Annotated in this window: 9 protein-coding genes; all 9 read right to left on the bottom strand. The window is 71.1% G+C overall.

Annotation, left to right across the window (positions count from 1 at the left end; all coding sequences use genetic code 11):
* Positions 1 to 30 precede the first annotated feature (30 nt).
* Entirely contained in the window at positions 31 to 837 is an 807-nt protein-coding gene (locus QFW77_RS06780; RefSeq protein WP_280573691.1) for a restriction endonuclease, read from the bottom strand.
* 176 nt (positions 838 to 1,013) lie between these two features.
* The gene (locus QFW77_RS06775; RefSeq protein WP_280573664.1) at positions 1,014 to 2,246 is read right to left on the bottom strand and encodes a sensor histidine kinase; all 1,233 of its coding nucleotides are present in this window, start codon (positions 2,244 to 2,246) and stop codon (positions 1,014 to 1,016) included.
* Entirely contained in the window at positions 2,246 to 2,923 is a 678-nt protein-coding gene (locus tag QFW77_RS06770) for a response regulator transcription factor (protein WP_280573690.1), read from the bottom strand. Before QFW77_RS06770 ends, QFW77_RS06775 begins: the two co-directional genes overlap by 1 nt.
* Before the next feature lie 41 nt (positions 2,924 to 2,964).
* Positions 2,965 to 5,349 carry a TonB-dependent receptor gene (locus QFW77_RS06765; RefSeq protein ID WP_280573663.1) on the bottom strand — a complete coding sequence of 795 codons (2,385 nt, stop codon included), beginning with the start codon at positions 5,347 to 5,349 and terminating at the stop codon, positions 2,965 to 2,967.
* A 354-nt stretch (positions 5,350 to 5,703) separates the two neighbouring features.
* The gene (locus tag QFW77_RS06760) at positions 5,704 to 7,200 is read right to left on the bottom strand and encodes a sulfatase family protein (RefSeq protein WP_280573662.1); all 1,497 of its coding nucleotides are present in this window, start codon (positions 7,198 to 7,200) and stop codon (positions 5,704 to 5,706) included.
* A 512-nt stretch (positions 7,201 to 7,712) separates the two neighbouring features.
* Complete coding sequence (locus QFW77_RS06755; protein WP_280573661.1) at positions 7,713 to 9,128, bottom strand: MFS transporter; 1,416 nt, start codon at positions 9,126 to 9,128, stop codon at positions 7,713 to 7,715.
* Positions 9,125 to 11,020: an exodeoxyribonuclease V subunit alpha gene (gene recD, locus QFW77_RS06750; RefSeq protein ID WP_280573660.1), complete on the bottom strand. Its 1,896-nt coding sequence runs from the start codon at positions 11,018 to 11,020 to the stop codon at positions 9,125 to 9,127. The genes QFW77_RS06755 and recD overlap by 4 nt, the downstream gene beginning before the upstream one ends.
* Positions 11,017 to 14,649, bottom strand: coding sequence for an exodeoxyribonuclease V subunit beta (gene recB / locus QFW77_RS06745; RefSeq protein WP_280573659.1), 3,633 nt, complete (start codon positions 14,647 to 14,649; stop codon positions 11,017 to 11,019). The genes recD and recB overlap by 4 nt, the downstream gene beginning before the upstream one ends.
* Positions 14,646 to 18,146, bottom strand: coding sequence for an exodeoxyribonuclease V subunit gamma (gene recC, locus QFW77_RS06740; protein ID WP_280573658.1), 3,501 nt, complete (start codon positions 18,144 to 18,146; stop codon positions 14,646 to 14,648). Before recC ends, recB begins: the two co-directional genes overlap by 4 nt.
* Between the last annotated feature and the right edge of the window lie 18 nt (positions 18,147 to 18,164).

The following is an 18,164-nucleotide window of genomic DNA, read 5'->3' as shown; positions in this document are numbered from 1 at the left end:
AAGCGCGAGGAATTGGCTCAATTTTTCACTTCAACGCGTTCCCCTACAACCTGGATAGGTCGCACACCCCCAGAACAGATCGCCGTTGCTGCGATTCCTGCGTTCCACCATCTGTGCGCCACAGCGCGGGCACTCCGGCACTGCCGGCGAAGCTGTTTGATTCGATTGGATCACGGGTTCGATTCGTGTTGGCAGCTCCACGTTGCGCGCCTGCACTGCACGCAGCATGCCCAGAAGCGTCTCGCCATCGATGAGCGTGATCCGCCTGCCCTGCGCGAAGCGTGCGGCGTCGGATGTGAAGCCGCCCACGGTAGCGATCTGTACGGCGTGCGCTCCGTGGTGCGCTAGAAGCCCGTACATCTCGCGCACCACATTCACCGGCACCTTGCGGCGCTGCCATTGCTTGCATTGCACCAGCGTGCGCTGCCCGTCCTTGCGCAGGATCAGGTCGATGCCGCCGTCGGCGCCGCCGAGGCCGCTTTCCTCCACGGTGTAGCCCTGGCGGCGGAAGGCTTCGCCCACCAGCCGTTCGAAATCGCGCCAGCCGAGCGCGGCGATACTGGCCAGCCCCGATTGCGCGTCGAGCAGGCGGCGCTTGCGTCGGGAGCCCAGCCAGGAGAACAGCGACGCCGTCGCACATGCGGCGAGCACGATCCACGCCAGTGGCGCGAACGCGTCGGTGCTGCCCAATGCCTGTCCTAGCGGCCCCGGTCGGCCCGCGGCCCAGGCCGGGATGCCGTGGCGGATGAGCAGGTAGCCGAGCACGCCCACCGCCAGCCCCACCGGCCACGGCAGGACTGCCAACTCATCCAGCAAGCCACGCCTTCCGCGTCCCATGCGGACCCCATCACGGTTTTCCCCGGAACCGACCATAGCGCGCGGATCGGCGTGGGGGAAGTGCGGGGGTTGGTTGAACGATTTAGACCAGCTTGCCGTCCCAGGCTGGGCGCCGCGCGCTTCGGTCGCGTCGTTTGCAAAGTACCTGCTGTGTGCGAAAGAGCAGCCTGCCGTGCTCACCAGGAAAGACAGGCGGTCACACGCGCCTCGTCCTCGTGCAGCGTGAAGACCCAGCCGTTGCGTTCGCACAGCCGTTGGACGATGCCAAGGCCCAGGCCAGTTCCATTGGAAGAAGAGGCGCTGGCCGGCGGGCACCGGCCATCATCGTCGCCGCTCAAGCGATTGGTGACCAGCAGCTCGTGCTCCTTGATGAGGACCGTGACCGGTCCCTGCCCGCCGGGAGTCTGTTCGAACGCGTTTCGCACCAGGTTGCTGACCGCGATCAGGAAGGCCTGTGGATGCCCGTGTACGACTGGTGCCGCGACACTTTTAACGTCGACTTCGACGCACTTGCCGTCCAGCAGATAGCGCTGCTGCTCTATCGCCCGGCCCACCAGTGGTGCCACCAGAAAATGCTCGCCGTACAACCCGTCGTCGGCTTCGCGAGCGATGCACAGGAACATTTCGATGGTGGACTTCATCTCCAGCGTCGCACGCCGGATCCGGTCCACCGCCCTCGCATCTTCACCTGACAGATCACTCTGCTCCAGCAGCTCGAGCGCGCCTGTGATCACCGTGATCGGCGTGCGCAGCTCGTGACTGGCAGCACCGGTGAAGTCACGCTCTCGCGCCATGAATGCGCTGATACGCTCGAGCGTCGTCTCGATGGCGCCGGCGAGGACGCCCACCTCGTCGCTTCCGAACCGGCTGGACTCGATGAGCTTGTGGTCCCCGGCCGAGAGGTGTTCCAGGTCGATCCCCGCGACGGTTTCGGCCAGCTGCACCACCGGGGCGACCGCTCTGCGCATCACCAGAACGCCCAGCCCGAAACCCAGCACACCGAGCACGCCCACGACGGCGGTAATGCCGAGCAGCCACCACCAGTCCTCGGAGGACGCCGCCTCGATCCCGGCGACGTCGAACACCACGAAGGCGCGCCCCTGCGCATTGTCGGCAGGGATCACCGCCACATACAGCTCTTCGGCGACGAACTCGTGCGTGCCCTCCTCGGGATCCGTGAGCGCCCATGCCCGCAGTGGTTCCGGCAGGCTCCCGGCGTCGTCGTAGCCCCGAAGGGGCGTCGTGAGATCGGGATAGCTCTCGGCGGCGCGCTGCAGCTGGTTGACCACCACGCGGTCTTCGCTGAGCCTGATTGCGCCGAAGAACGCGAACCCCCAGGCCAGGCTGAGCCCGACCACACACAGCGCGAACGCGACCTCGACACGCTTGCGCAGACCGTGCCGCGGCACTACTGGCCGTCCTCCGCAATCCGGTATCCGATGCGGTGCACGGTGTGGAGCAGCGGTCTGTCGAACGGCCGGTCGATCGCCTGCCGCAGCTTGTACATGTGCGAACGAAGCGCATCGCCATCCGGCCGTTCGTCGGCCCACAGCAGCGTTTCTAGCGCATCGCGATCCACGACGGCCGGGGACTCTTCCATCAACCGCCGGAGCAGCTTGATGCCGGCAGGGTTGATCTCGACCCGCCGCCCCGCCCGGTGCACCTGCAGCGTGGACCGGTTCAAGGTCAGGTCGCCAACCGTCAACAGGTTGTCGCCATTGCGGTGGCTGCGCTTGTACAAGGCCCGCAGGCGCGCATGCAGCTCCTGCAGGGCGAACGGCTTGACCAGGTAGTCGTCGGCTCCGGCGTCGAACCCCTTGAGCCTGTCGTCCAGCGTGTCCCTGGCCGTCAGCATGAGGACGGGGGTTTCGATCTGGGCATCGGCCCGCAGCCTCTGGCAGAAGGTCAGGCCGTCCATCCTCGGGATCATCAGGTCCAGCACGATGACGTCGAACGGATTGGCCAACGCCAGGTTCATCGCGGTCACGCCGTCGTGGGCGAAATCCAGCACATAGCCGAGCTTTTCGAGGTACGCGGCGATGTTGGCGCAGATGTCGCGGTTGTCCTCGACGATCAACGCCCTGATCGGCGCAGCATCAAGAACGCGTGCCATCCGCCGCCTCCCGTTTACCAGGCGTAGTCTAGCCGAAGCCCGATCAGCGGCTCGGCCTCGCTGTCGTCCTCCACGTTGACACCCCTGCGGTAGTCGAACTCGGTGTCGTCGGTCGACGCCGCCGAGGTGAGGTTGATGACGTCGAGGAAGGCCGTGACGTCGATGGGGCCGAACGCGCGCCGATAGTCGACACGGGCGTTCAGCACCCCGTAGCCGTCCTTGCGGCCGACGCCGCGCTCGGTGGTCTCCCTCGAATAGCGCAGGGGCTGCCCGGGGCCCAGCACGTCTTCGTGGATGAGGTAGGCGTCCTCCGGCCTGCCGGACAGGTACTTGTAGCGCGCGGCCACCTTCCAGCGGTCGGTGATTTCCCAGGTCAGCCCGAGGGTGGCCACGTGCTCCCGGCTGAATTCGTCGGCGACGGCGCCACGGCCGTCCTTCCGGTCCACTTCCGCATCGTTCCAGGAGTAGGTCGCGGTCGCGTAGAGGCCTTCGCGGATCGTGCCCTTGACCACGACGTCGAAACCGTAGGACGTGCCATCGCCGATGTTGGCGAACGTCCCGCTCGCCCGGTCCAGATCGACCACGAGGTTGGCCAGGTCCTGGTAGTACGCTTCCGTCAACACCGACCAGCGTTCGTTCGGGAAGTACTCGAGGCCGAAACTCCCGTGTGTGATCTCCTCGTTTTCGAGGGTGTTCGCCGCGTTGGCCGCGAGGTCCAGGAACCGTGGCGACTGGTGGAAAAGCCCTGCAGTCGCGAAGTACCTGAAGTTCCGGCTCGGCTGCCAGGTCGCCCTGAGCCTGGGCGACACGAGGCTTTCGTCCGTCAGGTCGTCCCGCTCCAGGCGCACGCCCGTATGCAGCTCCCACGCGCCGCGCTTGAAGGTCTGGTCCACGTAACCGGCGTAGTTCGTCGCCTTCCGGCTCAGCGAGGCGTTGATGTTCTCCGGCGTCAGCACGATGTAGCGCTGCTCAGGGTCGGGCCTGAAGTCGTCGCTGTCGTAGACGTACCGGATCCAGTCGCCATCCAGCACGGTGCTGTAGTCCAGGTCGAGCTGCGTCACCTGGACGCCTGCGTTGAACGCACCCCATCGATTCACCGTCGCGAAGTCGCTTCGCCAGCCGATCTCGGTTTCGTCTTCGGTCACGGTGAGGATGTCTTCCCGCACCGGAAAACTCTCGGCGGGCGATCCGGCGGGCACGAGATCTGGAAACGCTTCGCCCTCCGAGCTGATCTTGTTGCTGGCCCGGCGGTAGACCTTGTTGGTCCAGACGGCGTCCTCCCCGATCAACGATCGCAGGGTAAACCCGTACAGGTCGCTGTCCTGCTCGAAATCGAGCAGCGCCGCATCTTCGAAGTTGGGCGACTCGAAGACGTGAGTCACGTCGCGCGTGTACGTCTCGCGCGTGTCGATGAGCAGCACCTCGAGCGTGTTCGACTGGTTGATCGGCACGGCCGACTTGACGATGACATCCCTCAACACGGGGTCTCCGATGTCCAGTTCCTCGATCGTTTCGAAGAAGGCACCGAAATCCAGTCGCCGGGCGGACACGAGCACGGTGGCGTCTTCAGTGATGCCGAGCGGCCCGTCGTAGCCGACCTCGGCGCCTGCAAGGTCGAGGCGCAGGCTGGCCGACGGGCTTGGATTGCCATCGGCGACTTCGAGCTTGAGCAGCGATGCCGCCCGGCCGCCATACGCAGGGCCCCAGCCGCCCGGCGAGAACTCGGCGCCACTGATGACGTTGGGTGCGAAGATCGAGAAGCGGCCGCCGCCGCCGATGTCCTCGTCTTCCCCCAGTGTCGCGTCGAAGTGCACCGCCTTGTCGAAGGGGAACTCGTCGACGAAGATCAGGTTATCCCGGGGGCCACGGCCGCGGACGCTGAAGCTTGCGAATTCGCTGGCGGAAGCCAGGCCGGGCAGGCCGTCCAGCGAGAGCAGCGGATCCGCGCCACCGCCAACGGCGCTTCGCAAGGCTTCCCGATCGAGATAGGTGCTGGAAGGCGATGCCAATCCATCGATTGGCCGCCCTTGCACCACCACCGCCTCCAGCAGCGGAACGCCCAGCTCGAATTCGACCCTGGAATTCTTCCGCGTGATCACGCGTACGCTCGGCTCGTAGATCGGAGCGAAGCCGGCCTTGGCGATGTCGACCGTGTAGAGGCCGGGGTCGAGCTGTTCGACGAGGAGGCGACCTTGCGCGTCGGTTTCCAGGGTGCGCGCGGCGTCGGTTTCCCGTTCCGTGATCGTGACCCTCGCGTTCGGAAGTGGCCGGTCGGTCGTCTGGTCCCTGACGATGATGGTCAGGGCACCGGGTGCCTCGGCTGCGTGCGTGACCAGTGGAACGCCGATCAACTGCGCCGAGAGCGCCAAGCACAATGCCCGTCGCGCGTGCCTGCTCATATCGCTCTGCCTCCAGGAATGGGCCGTCTCGCTGCATGAAGCGATGCGAGACTAGCGGCGCAAATGTCGCCGAAAGGTCGCCGGCACGGCGCGGCAACTGCCGATGCCGGTGTGCGTGCGCTCGATACGCATCCGTGTGCGGTCCAGCGGCCACTCGGCTATCTCCCGAGCCGACGCCCCCAAGCCTGACCACCGCTCGCATGCCGCGCCAGCGCCTCGGCGATGAGCTCGGCGCTGCCGGCCAGGTGCAGGGCGCGACGGGCGCGGGTCAGGCCGGTGTAGACCAGTTCGCGGCTGAGCACGCGGTTGACGTGTCGATCCAGCGCTTGCAGGCAGGCCAGCGCAACGCGGCGATCACATATCCAGCTGTTCCCGTTGCGATTGCAGCGGGAACGCTGGCGCGTCCCGCGTTCCGATCGGACGTCGGCCACTGCCTTCCATGCCGGTCAGCGAATCGCCAAGCTCCTTCCGCACCCCCGCCGCGTGCCGCTGGATCTCCGCGACCACTTCAGGATGCCGCGCAGCCAGATCCACGCGCTCGCCGGGGTCGCGCTCGACGTCGTAGAGCTCGATCGATTCCACTACGCGCGCACCATAGGCGACCGGCACTCCGCCCTGCCCGCCTGGGCGTCCGTTAAGCGACTGGAACCGGTGCGGGAAATACAGCTTCCACTTGCCATAGCGCACGCCCTGCAGTTCGTTGTCGCCGTAGTAGAAGAAATAGGCCGGCTGCACCGGTCGATCGGTTTGCGCCGAAAGCACGGGCCAGGCGTCACGGCCATCGATGGGCAGTGGCGGCAATGACACGCCGGCCAGACGCGCGATCGTCGGCAGCAGATCGATGCTCATCATCGGTGTGTCGATGGTCGCGCCCGCAGGCAGGTGCCCCGGCCAGCGCGCAATGAAAGGCACACGCACACCGCCCTCACGCGTCGTGCCCTTGCCCTCATCGAATGGACCGGTCGAGCCAGCATGGTTGCCGTAGGCCAGCCACGGCCCGTTGTCCGAGGTGAATACCACCAACGTGTCACGGTCCAGGTCGTTGCGGCGCAACGCGTCCAGAATCTCGCCTACCGACCAGTCGAGTTCACCGATCACATCCGCGTACAGCCCGCGGCCGGATGCGCCCTGGAAGGCCTCCGAAGCATGAAGCGGCACGTGCGGCTGCGGATGCGCCAGATACAGGAAGAACGGCCGCGCGCGGTGCTGTTCGATGAAGGCCACGCTGCGCTCGGTGAGTTCGCGGGTGAGATCGCTCTGGTCGTCGAGAACCCGGGCAACCTGCTCGTTGTCGAACAGTTGCAGCTCGTCGAAATCGAACAACGTGCCCTGCTGCGGATGGTGCGGCCACATGTCGTTGGAATGCAGGATGCCGTAGAACGTGTCGAACCCCTGCCGGTTCGGGCGGAACTCGGGCGCATCGCCCAGATGCCACTTGCCGAAATGACCGGTGGCGTAGCCAGCCTGCCGCAGCAGGTCGGCCAGCGTGGTCTCCGAGAGGTTCAGCCCCTTGCCGCTGTGCGGCATGAACGCCCCGGAGACGCCCACGCGGTTGGGATAGCTGCCCGTCAGCAGTGCCGCGCGCGAGGCCGAACACACCGGCTGAGCGACATAGAAGCTTGTCAAGCGCACACCTTCCGCCGCCATCCGGTCGAGACGGGGCGTGCGCAGATGATCGCCGCCAAAGTTGTGCAGGTCGGCATAACCCTGGTCGTCGGTGAAGACGATGACGATGTTCGGCGGCCTGCCTCGCTCTGCAGCATGTTCGGGGTCGGGCGCGGGCACATGTGTGCAGGCAACGAGCGCAAGCAGCGCGGGCAACAACACGGCGCGCGTGATCGACGATGTCATTCCTCTACTCGAACGTGGACCGGCGACAGTGAAGCACGGCGCTTGCGGACAGGCCAGCCGGCCCCGCTCCGACGCCGTTCTTCCCGCGCGCAGCCGGTACTGCACGCCGGCAGCCGAAGAAGCGCGCCGGCTTCAGCAGGCCGCTTCCCCGATGCCGGCCAGGCGGCCGCCGTCGAGTGGCGACTGTTCCGCCGGACCTATCCCAGAACGAGGCGTTGAGGCCCGCGCGCGCCCTGTGGGCCTTCGCGCACGGCGGTGAGGTGCGCAGGCGGGCGGGGGCGGTGTGTCGGCGAGCGCGGCCCAGTGCCCAAGCGGGTGGTCGCGGTGGAACGCCAGCGGGTCGGCGTTGCCTTCCTGGAAGTGAACGCGGACAGCGGCCCGCCGCGCAGCAGTGACAGGGCGCATGGCGGCTCTGCGGGTGGGTACACCGGGCATCAGTCTCTGCGCGTACATGCGGCGCGACCTGCGCCGGAAGTCATGTCGTGCCCCGTTGCTGCGGAAGGCAGTTGCGCTCAAACCTGCGCCGCGCGTGTCGTTGGGCGCGTCAGGCGCCATGCCGCCCACGCACCCACACAGGCGAAGGGCACGCCGGTGGCGGTCACCCATACCGCGGCCGATTGCGCGGTGGCCACACCCGGCGCGGCACCGAAGCCGATGGCGTTGGCCGCCGCACCCGCGACCGCCGCGCCGACGGCCCCGCCGGTCTGGCGCATGGCGATGAAGGCCGATGCGCCGATGGCGCGGTCGTCGTCGTGCAGCAGGCCGAGCACGCGGCGGTTGCTGAGGCTGGACGAGAGCCCGAAACCCGCGCCCATCACCACCGCGGACGCCACCACCCAGGCCAGCGGCGCATCGCGCAGCGTGAACACCAGCAGGAGCGCCCCCGCCGCGACCAGCATGCCGCCCGTGCGGATGCAGCGGCGTTCACCGGTGGCGCCCGACACGCCGGCCACGGCGAACGCGGCCAGCGTCCATGACATCGCCTGCGCCGCGACCACGTAGCCTGCCGACAGCGGCGACACGCCGCGCAGCATCTGCAGCAGCACCGGGGCGTAGACGGTGAGCCCCATCGAGCCTGCCATCAGCGCGAACATGGCGAGGTAGCCGGCGCCGACGGCGGTCCTGGGGCTGCCTGCATCGTGCGGCAGCAGGCGCACCGGCGCGCGCGCGTCGAGGCGCAACATGCCGACCAGGACCAGCATGCCAGCCGCCAGCGTCGCCACGGTGGAGAGCGGCGTGCGGGTGAGGTTCGCCAGCGCGATGAAGCCCACGCCCACGGTCAGCACCAAGAGTTGCCGCAACGGTACCCGGGCACCCGACCTGGCAGGCGCGGTGCCCGACAGCAGCCACGGCACGGCGAGGCAGAACAGCACGCCCTGCGCCGCGAAGAACCAGAACACGCCGCGCCATTGCCCGGCCTGGGCGAACAGGCCACCGATCAGCGGCCCCAGCAGCGTGGCCACGCCCCACACGCCCGCGACCGCGGCGAACACGCGCGCCAGATGCCGTTCGGGAAACAGCATCGCGATGGCCACCATCGCGAAGCCCGACAGCCATCCGCTGCCCACGCCCTGCAGCAGGCGCCCGCCGAGGAAGGCGAACATGTCGGGCGCGAGCGCCGCGAGCAGGCAACCGCCCACGAAGGCCACGCCCGCCAGCAGCGTGGCGCGCCGCAGGCCGAGCAGTTCGGACAGTCTTCCCGCGCTGGCGCCGGCGACGATCGCGCCGAACAGGAACGCTGCCGTTGCCCAGCCGAAGTAGGCGTGACCGCCGAGGTCGGCGCCGACGCTGGGCATGATGGTCGATGCCACCAGCGCATCGGCCGCGTTGAGCCACACGCCCAGGCAGATCAGCACGAACCGGGGCAACCGGCCTTCGGCGAACAGGTCTGCCCAGCCGGTGGCGGGACGTGGATCCGGTTGGGTCAAACCGTCAACCTCCACCCCAACCCCGACCACCGGCCCGCGTGCCTTGCCAGCGCTTCGGCGATGACCTCGGCGCTGCCGGCCAGGTGCAGGGCGTGGCGGGCGCGGGTGAGGCCGGTGTAGACCAGCTCGCGGCTGAGCACGCGGTTGAAGCGGGCGGGCAGCACCAGCCACACCTCGTCGAACTCGCTGCCCTGCGCCTTGTGCACGGTCATGGCGAAGGCGCTTTCGTGGGCGGGCAGCGCGGCAGGGTGGAAGGGGCGCGGGCTGGCCGGGTCGTCGCCGGGGAACCAGGCGGCCAGGGCGCCGGCGGCGTCGCGCAGGCAGATGCCGATGTCGCCGTTGAACAGGCGGTGGCGGTAGCTGTTCTCGGTGATCAGCAGCAGGCGGCCGTGGAAGTAGCGGCCGGCGGTGGACGCGGGGCCGGCGCCGCGCCGGGTGCCGGCCAGCATTTCCTCGATCCGGGCATTGAGCCCGCGCGCGCCCTGCGGGCCTTCGCGCACGGCGGTGAGGATGCGCAGGCGGGCGGCGTTGGCGAGGGCTTGGGCGGGGTCGCTGGCTTCGGCGAGCGAGGTCCAGTGGTCGAGCAGGTGCTCGCGGTGGGTCTGCAGCGGGTCGGCGTTGCCTTCGTGGAAATGCACGCCGGAGAGCTCGCCGCTGCGCAGCAGCGACAGGGCGGTGCCGCTGTCGCCTTCGCGCACGGCGGCGGCCAGGGGGGCGAGGTCGAGTTCGGCGCTCTGGCGCCAGCCGCGGGTGAGGTGGATGTGGCGGGCGGGGAACGGGGTGAGTTTGGTGCCGGTTTGGGCGTGATCGGGGTCGCCGGCGGGCGCGGGGGTGTGGGCGTCGGTGGGGGTGTGGGTTTCGCGGCCATGGGCTGCTCCTACGGGGGGGGTGGCCTCGAGGATGCCGCTGAGGACGTCACCTGCTTCCACCGAGGGCAGCTGGTCGGGGTCGCCGAGCAGGACCAGGCGGGCGCCGTCGGGCACGGCTTCCACCAGCTTGGCCATCAGCGGCAGGTCGATCATGGAGGCTTCGTCCACCACCACCACGTCGAGCGGCAGGGGGTTGTCGGCGTGGTGCCGGAAGCCGGGGCTGTCGGGGATGGTGCCGAGCAGGCGGTGCAGGGTGGTGCCGGCGGTGGGCAGGTGGGCGCACAGCGCGGGGTCGATGCCCAGGGCGGTGAGCGCCTGCACGGCGTTGCGCACGCTCTCGGCCATGCGCTCGGCGGCGCGGCCGGTGGGCGCGGCCAGGGCGATGCGCGGCGGCGCGGTGCCGGACTCCAGCGCCTGCGCCGCCAGCAGCACCAGCATGCGGGTGATGGTGGTGGTCTTGCCGGTGCCGGGGCCGCCGGTGACCAGCAGCAGGCTGTGGTGGAGGGCGGCAGCGGCGGCGCCGGACTGCTTGTCCTCGCCGGTGGCGGCTTCGGGGAAGAGCCGGGCGAAGAGGTCCGCGAGGTGCGTGGGGACCTGGGCGTGGTCGCCTTCGGTTTCCTCGCGCGGATGCGGCTCGGCGCTGCCGATGCGGCGCAGGCCTTCGGCCAGGCGGCGCTCGTATTCGCGGTAGCGGCGCAGGTAGACCAGGCCGTGCTCGAACACGAGCGGGGCGTCGGCGGCGGATTCGGCGTCACCGGCCTGGGGGCGGGCGACCCAGCGCGAGGACGCCAGCGCCTGGCGCCAGGCCTCCGGCGTGGGCCAGTCGACGGGCGCTTCCACCAGGCGCTGCGGCTCGCCAGGGTCGAAGCCGGCATGGCCGGCGGCGACGGCCAGCGAGGCCAGGGCGGCGGCGGCCAGCACGGCGTCCGGGGTGTCCGGGGCCAGGCGGCGCAGGCTCTGCGCCAGCGCATGGTCCAGCGTGCGCAGGGCGCCGGCCTTGGTGAGGGCCTGCAGCAGGCTCATGCGGCGGCCCCGCTGGCCTCGCCCGCGAACAGGGCGTCGAGCGCATGCACCAGCGCGGGATCGAAGCGCCAGGCCCGGATGCCCTGCCCGTCGCCCCGGCTGGCGTCGATACCGCGGCAGAACAGGTAGCGGGCGCCGCCGAAGTCGCGTTCGTAGTCGTAGCCGTCGCCCAGGCGGAAGCGCAACCAGCGGTGCAGGGCGAGGGTGTAGATCAGCGCCTGCAGGTGGTATTCGCTGTGCGCCATGGCTTCCTCCAGCTGGGCGGGGGCGTAGCCGGGCAGGCGGTTGGATTTGTAGTCGAGCACGTACCAGCGGCCTTCGTGCAGGTAGGTGAGGTCGATCAGGCCGGTCATCAGGCCTTCCAGCCTGCGGCGCAGCCCGAAGCCCTGGCGCGCGGCGAGCAGGCCGTGGCGGTGCAGCAGGGCGAGCAGCGCGTCGACGCGGGTGGGGGCGAGGGCGAACTGGAACTCGATCTCCGGGCGGCGGTGGTCTTCCGGCACGGCGGCGAGCGTGGTGCCTTCCGGCAGGGCGGCGGTGAGGGTGTGGCCGATCATGGGCACGATCACGGCCACGCCGGCGTCCATGTCGTCGGCGGCATAGCCACCCTTGCCCAGGGCCTCGGTGATCTTCCTGCGCTCGCCTTCCGGGGCCTCGTCGCCGGGGCGCCAGGCGTGCCAGGCGGCGAAGTCGGCGTTCTCGAACACTTCGTGCAGCACCACGCCGAAGCGGGCGCCGCCGAAGCGCGGGTCGATGTCGGCGGCCTCGGTGGGCGCGGCTTCCGGGTTCTCCTCCGGCTCGTCGCGGCCGCCGGCGGCCGGCTGGGTGGCGGCGGTGGAGAGGTCGTGGCCGGCATCGGCATTGGCGAGCTGGGTGAAGCTGTAGACCCACCAGTCGCTGGCGAGCGGGCGCGTGGCCGTGCGGGCGGCGGGGACGGCTTCCACGGTTTCGGCGCCGAGCCAGGGCAGCTGGGCGGGCGGCTGCGCGGGGTCGATGGCGATGGCGTCCGGGGCGCGCGCGGCCAGCGCTTCGGGGTCGGAGACCATCGGCCACAGCGGCGACCTGGTGTGGCAGAAGAAGGCGCCGGTCGCCAGCCACAGGGCGTCGCGGGTGCGGGTGAGGCCGACGTAGAGCAGGCGCGCGTCCTCGGCGCGCTCGCGGCGCTGCCAGGATTGGCAGGCCTCATTCCAGCCGCTGTCTTCCTGCTGCAGCTTCCAGTGCAGCACGCGGCCGTCGTCGCCGTGCACGGTCACCTTGCGGCCGGGGCTGCGCGCCTGGCTGCCGATGCCGACGTAGGGCAGGTACACCAGCGGGTATTCCAGCCCCTTGCTCTTGTGCAGGGTGACCACCTGCACGCGGCGGGCGTCGGACTCCAGCCGCAGCTGCTGGGCCTCGTCGTCGGCGCTGGCCTCGGCGATGGCGCGCGCCAGCCAGTCGAGCAGGCCGTGCAGGCCAAGCGCGTTGCGCTGGGCTTCCTGCAGCTGCTCGGCGAGCTGCAGGTAGTTGGTGAGGCGGCGCTCGCCGTCCATCAGGCCGAGCAGGCGCGGCGCATGCTGCGCGCACAGCTCGCCGACCAGCGCCAGCGGGCCGCCGCGCTGCAGGCGCTCGCGCCAGGCGAGTGCTTCCATCTGCTTGCGCTGCAGGGTGGCGCCTTCGGCGTCGAGCGCGGCGATGGCGTGCGCATCCTCGCCCACCAGCACGGTGGCGAGCGCCGCGCGCAGGCGGCGGTCGTCGGAGCCGTGCACCAGCGCCTGCAGCAGGGTGTGCAGTTCGCGCGCCTCCGGGGTGGCGAACAGGCTCTGCTTGCCCGCGGCCACCGCCGGGATGCCCACCGCGGCCAGGGCGTCGCGGATCAGGATGGCTTCGCTGTGCTTGCGTACCAGCACCGCGATGTCGCCGGGGCGCACCGGCTCGCCGTTGATGGTGGCGCGCCCGGCGCGCGCGTCGGTGAGCACGCCGTGGATCGCGGCCACGCAGGCCTGGGTGGCGAGGTCGCGCGAGCGCGGGGAGGGATGGGGCTTGGGGTCGCCCTTGGCATCGCGTTCGGTCGGCTCGGGCGCCTGCCACAGGGTGAGCGCCGGCGCCGGCGCGCCGTTGCGCTGGTACTCGGCGTCTTCGCGCGCGCCGCCCGGCTGCACCGGGTGGAACTGGATGCGCGGGTCGATGAAGGGCGGGGCGATGTTGTCCGGGTCGCCTTCGTGCGCGGACTGCGCCTGGCCGTACAGCGCTTCGATGCTGCCGAGAACGGCGGGGCGCGAACGGAAGTTGTGCGCCAGCGGCGGCGCCACGTGCGCGGTGTGCTGGGCGGCCAGGTAGGTCTCCACGTCGCCGCCGCGGAAGCCGTAGATGGCCTGCTTGGGATCGCCGATGAGGAACAGCGCCGGCTCCGGGCTGCCGGCGCCGAACACGCGGTCGAAGATCTGCCACTGGCGCGGGTCGGTGTCCTGGAACTCGTCCACCAGGGCGATGCGGTACTGCGCGCGCAGGCGCCCGGCGAGCGCGTCGCCGTGCTCGCCCTGGAGCGCATCGGCGACGCGGTCGATGAGGTCGTCGTAGGTGAGCACGCGCGCCTGCTGCTTGTGCTGGCGCAGGCGGCGGCGGGCGTCGTCGCGCAACCGGTGCAGCAGGGCGGCCTGGCGGGCTTCGCGCAGGCGGTCGACCTCGGCCAGGGCGGCGGCGTATTGCTCCACCGCGTCGCACAGCGGCGAGTCGGGGGTGCGGCCGGCGCCGGCCTTGCTGGTGCGCTTGAGCAGGGTCTCGCGGTGCAGTTGTTCCAGCTTGGCGTGGTGGAAGCGCGCGCCCGGCCCGGCGCGGTCGCACCAGCGGGACAGCTGGGCGAACAGGTCTTCGATCCACTCGGCCTTGTAGCTGCCCCCGTGCAGCACCTTGCTCTGCGCCGCCCGCAGCAGTTCGTCGCGGAAGCCGTCGCCGTGGGTGCGCGCGGCTCCGGCGAAGGCCTGCGCGGCGGCCTGCAGCATCGGCCCTGGATCGGGCAGCGGGCCCGGCGGCGGCGGCAGGAGCACCGGCTCGCGCACCAGCGCCGACAGGTCCCTGGCCAGCGCCTCCGGGCCCTGCGGCCACAGCGCATGCAGGTCGTCGACGGCGTCGGCGTCCACCGCGTGCGAACGCCACAGGTCGGCGGCGATCCCGGCGCGCAGTTCCGCGTCGCTGGCCAGCAGCTCCGGCGGATCGAAGCCCTGCCCGCTTTCCAGCGCGTGCTCGCGCAGCACCCGGGCGCAGAAGCCGTGGATGGTGAAGATGGCGGCCAGGTCGATCTCGTCCACGGCCTGGCACAGCCGGCGGCGGACGTCGGCCTCCGGTTCACCGCTGCGCTCCAGGTGCGCCTGGATCAGCGTGCGCGTCAGCTCCGCCTCGGGCGAGTCCTCCATGGGCAGGCCGGCCGCGACCTCCGCCGCCAGCAGCAGGCGCTTGCGCACCCGCGCGCGCAGCTCCTGGGTGGCGGCCTCGGTGAAGGTCACCGCGAGGATCTCGCCCCCGCGCAGGCCGCGCTCGAGCACCAGCCGCACCAGCAGGGTGGCCAGGGTGAAGGTCTTGCCGGTGCCGGCGGAGGCCTCGATGGCGAACACGCCTTCCAGCGGCTGGGTCAGGTACGGATCCCGTGGCGCGCTCACTCGGCGTCCTCCGGCTCGAAGCGTTCGGCCAGGCCGTCGAGCGTGGCGGGATCGGTGCCGCCGTGGACCCTGCCGTCCTGCAGGGCCAGGAACACCAGCATCGCGGCATCGACGAAACGCTGCAGGCTGGCCTGGTCGCCGAAGGGATCGCAGCCGCGCAGGGCCTGGCGCAGGGCGTCGCCGTGCCCTTCGGCAAAGCCGCCGCCGCTGCCGTGCCACTGGCTGCGCGCGGCCTTGACGGCGCGTTCCGGGTTCCCGGCGCAGCCGTAGTACGCCCAGGCGCTGTAGGGCGCATACGGCAGCGGCGCGCGCAGGCCCTGGGCGCGCAGCGCGAGCAGCTCGCGCAGGGCATTGCGGGCATCGGCCGGCGACAGCTCCGGGCGCTCGAACGGGCCGGGGCCGGCGCGGCCGCCGTCGAAGAATTCCACCAGCGGCAGGTCGATGCCGGCCGCGCGCGCCAGCAGCCAGTCCAGGCCGCTGCGCACCGCGCTTGGCCCGTTGGGCTTGCCGAAGCGCAGGCGGGGGATGCCGTGCGGGTAGACGTCGTGGATACGGCCGTGCACGCGCACACCGTCGATCTCGACCTCGGCCAGCACCGACCCGGCTTCCGCGTCCCCGCGCCACTGCGAAAACGCCTCCAGCCACGGCGCCAGCAGTTCGCGCTGGTCGGCAAGCACGCGGCGGCCGGCGGCGCCGGACGGCAGCAGGCCGCGTGCGCGCAGCGATGCGTGGATGGCAGGGTCGTCATGCCCGCGCAGCAGCTCGTTGAACAGCTCGCGCTGCAGCACGCTGCGCTCCAGCCCTGCGCCCGGCGCGGCCAGCGGCTCCAGGTCCTCGCCCTGCTCCTCGATCTCCACCAGGCGCATGCCCATGCGCGCGAGCAGTTCTTCCGCCGGGTGCAGCAGGAAACGGCGCAGGGCGCTGATCGGCAGCTCCGGCTCGGCTTCGCCCGGCGCGAACGGCTCGCCCTCGAACCACGGCGGCAGCGGCTGGCGCCTGTCGGCGGCGCCGGCGGCGGCCTGCTGCCAGCGGGCGTGGTAGGAGAAGCGGCGCGGCTCGGCCTCCGAGCCAAAGGCCTCGGCCGAGAACGGCTGCAGCGGATGGCGCACCACCAGCGCATCGGCCACGTCTTCCGCGCCCGGGGCGTGCTGGTCCACGGCGGCGTCGACCAGTTCCGACACCAGCACGGAAGGCTCGCGCCGGCTGCCGTCGCGCGGGTCGGCGCCCTGCCAGCTGGCGTAGAACACGTCCTGCGCGGCGGTGAACAGCTGCAGGAACAGGAAGCGGTCGTCGTCGCGGGTGGAGCGGTCGCCGGCGCGGCGCCTGTCGGTGCCGAGCTCGGCGGTGAGCCGGTTGAGCCCGGCGGCGGGATCGCGGCGCGGGAATTCGGCGTCGTTCATGCCCAACACGCAGATCACCCGGAATGGCAGCAGCCGCATCGGCACCATGCGGGCGATGCTGACGCCGCCGGTGAGCAGCGGTGCGCGGGTGTCGGCCTCGGCCAGCGCCGCGCCGAAGTGCGCGCGCACGGCCTCCGCCGGCACCGGGCCATCGAAACCGGCGTTGCCGGCGGTGCTGGCGAAGCCGTCCACCAGGGTGCGCAACCGGTCCAGCGCGCGCTGGCTCGCAGGATTGGAAGGCGGCCTGGGCAGCAGCGCGTCGAGCAGTTCCAGCAGGCGTTCGCGCCACTGCGCCGGCGGCATCGCTTCGCCCAGCACCCTGGCGTTGCGGGCCAGCACGCGCAGCAGCCGCACCAGGGTGTCGAGCGCGTCCAGGGCGCTGCCTTCCAGGTCCGGCAACGCGGCCACGATGCGGCCGTCGCTGGCACGGATCAGCGCCTCGCTGCCGCTGGCGTGGCCCAGCAGCAGGCGGTCGAGGGCAAAGGCCCAGGTGTAGGCCTCGTCTTCGGGCGCATCGAAACGGGCGCGGTGCTCGCCGTCCAGGCCCCAGCGCGCACCGGCGGCCGAGAGCCAGGCCTGCAGGCGCTCGATCGCGGGCGCGTCGAGCCCATTGGCCTCGGCCAGCGCGGGACTGGCCAGCAGGTCCAGCGTCTCGTGCAGGCCGAAGCGCGAGACCGGCAGCGCCAGCAGGCGCACGAACACTTCGGCCAGCGGTTCGTTGGCCAGCGGGCTGGCGTCGGCCAGCGCATACGGGATCGCGTCCTCGCGGCCGCGGTCGCCGAACACCGCCTCCAGGTACGGCAGGTAGGGATCGACGTCCGGCGCCAGCACCGCGACCTCGCGGGGCTTGAGCGGCGGATCGAAGCGCTCGTTGTCGAACAGCGCGCGCAGCTGGTCGCGCAGCACCTGCAGCTCGCGCAGGCGGGTGTGGCAGGCGTGCAGCTGCAGGCTCGGGTCGTGCCTGTCCACGGATGCGCGCAGCGGCCAGCCGGGCGCGCCGCGGCGGTGGTAGAGGTCGGACTGCAGGCGCCGTAGCAGGCTGGGGCCTTGCTTCGAAAGCGAACCTGCCCCTGCCCCTTTGCCAGGATCGGCGTGGGCTTGGATCTCGAGGTCCGGATGCACCACCTCGTAGCCGCCGAGCACCGCCATGAAATCGCGGCCGGCGTGGCCCCAGGCCTGCAGCAGCGGGTTCTCGGTGCGGGCGGCATCGTCGTGCGCGGCTTCGATGCCGGCGGCGCGCACCCGCTGCAGGTCGCCCCAGTAGTCGCGGCTGGGCGAGGGCACGTAGAAGTGCAGCGTGCCGACCCGCGCCTGGGTGGCCAGCACCCGCAGCACGTCGGGCGAGACGTTGAGGGTGGCGAAGGCGAACAGCCGCGGCGGCAGGCCGGCGGGCAGCGGCGCGTCGCGGGCTTCGAAACGGTCGAGGTACTGCTGGATGCGCCGCGCGCGATGGCCGCGGCCGCGGGCGATGCGCCGCCACAGGATCGCCTGCGGATCGTCCGGCTCGGCGCCCGCCTCCCAGCGCAGCAGCCACTCGCGGCGCCAGGCCTGGTATTTCTCGAACACCGCCGCCAGTTCGCCGGCCAGCGCCCAGGCGCGCAATGGATCGTGGCTGTCGCCGTGCCCGCGCAGGGGGTGTGCACCGTCGACGCGGGTGCGCTGCGGATCGGGCCCCTCGTCGCGTGCGCGCAGCGGATCCGCCCCATCGAGATGCGTGCCATACGCTCCGTCGACGTGTGCACGCAGCGCCGCCAGCGCAGGCTGCGCCATGAATTGCGCGTCGGTCAGCGCGGCATAGAGATGCCAGTGCAGCGCGGCGGCGTCGGGCTCGTCGGTGGCCGGGCCGAGGTTGGCGGTGAGCGCGCGGGCGACGAACTCGCCCGGGGTCAGGAATTCCAGGTTCGCCGCCACCCCGTGCGCGGCGGCCAGGGTGGCCTGCAGCCAGCGCCGCATCGCCACCTGCGGGATCAGCACCGTGTCCGGCGCCAGCAGCGGTTGCCCGGCTGCCGGCGTGCGCAGCTCGTGCGCCAGCAGCCCGGCCAGCACGTCGAGCGCATTGGAGTGGTACAGGCGGAAATCGGGCGCGGCGCCGGGCATCCGGCCATGATGCCCGAG

It is taken from the genome of Luteimonas endophytica (genome assembly GCF_029887875.1).
GTDB classification, from domain to species: domain Bacteria; phylum Pseudomonadota; class Gammaproteobacteria; order Xanthomonadales; family Xanthomonadaceae; genus Luteimonas; species Luteimonas endophytica.
This window is presented reverse-complemented; position numbering and strand designations above follow the sequence as displayed.

Bases quoted from the DNA above. Each gene is read 5' to 3' on its own strand.
- QFW77_RS06780 (WP_280573691.1), bottom strand. From the start codon at position 837: ATGGGACGCGGAAGGCGTGGCTTGCTGGATGAGTTGGCAGTCCTGCCG.
- QFW77_RS06765 (WP_280573663.1), bottom strand. From the start codon at position 5,349: ATGAGCAGGCACGCGCGACGGGCATTGTGCTTGGCGCTCTCGGCGCAG.
- recC (WP_280573658.1), bottom strand. From the start codon at position 18,146: ATGCCCGGCGCCGCGCCCGATTTCCGCCTGTACCACTCCAATGCGCTC.
- QFW77_RS06760 (WP_280573662.1), bottom strand. From the start codon at position 7,200: ATGACATCGTCGATCACGCGCGCCGTGTTGTTGCCCGCGCTGCTTGCG.
- recD (WP_280573660.1), bottom strand. From the start codon at position 11,020: ATGAGCCTGCTGCAGGCCCTCACCAAGGCCGGCGCCCTGCGCACGCTG.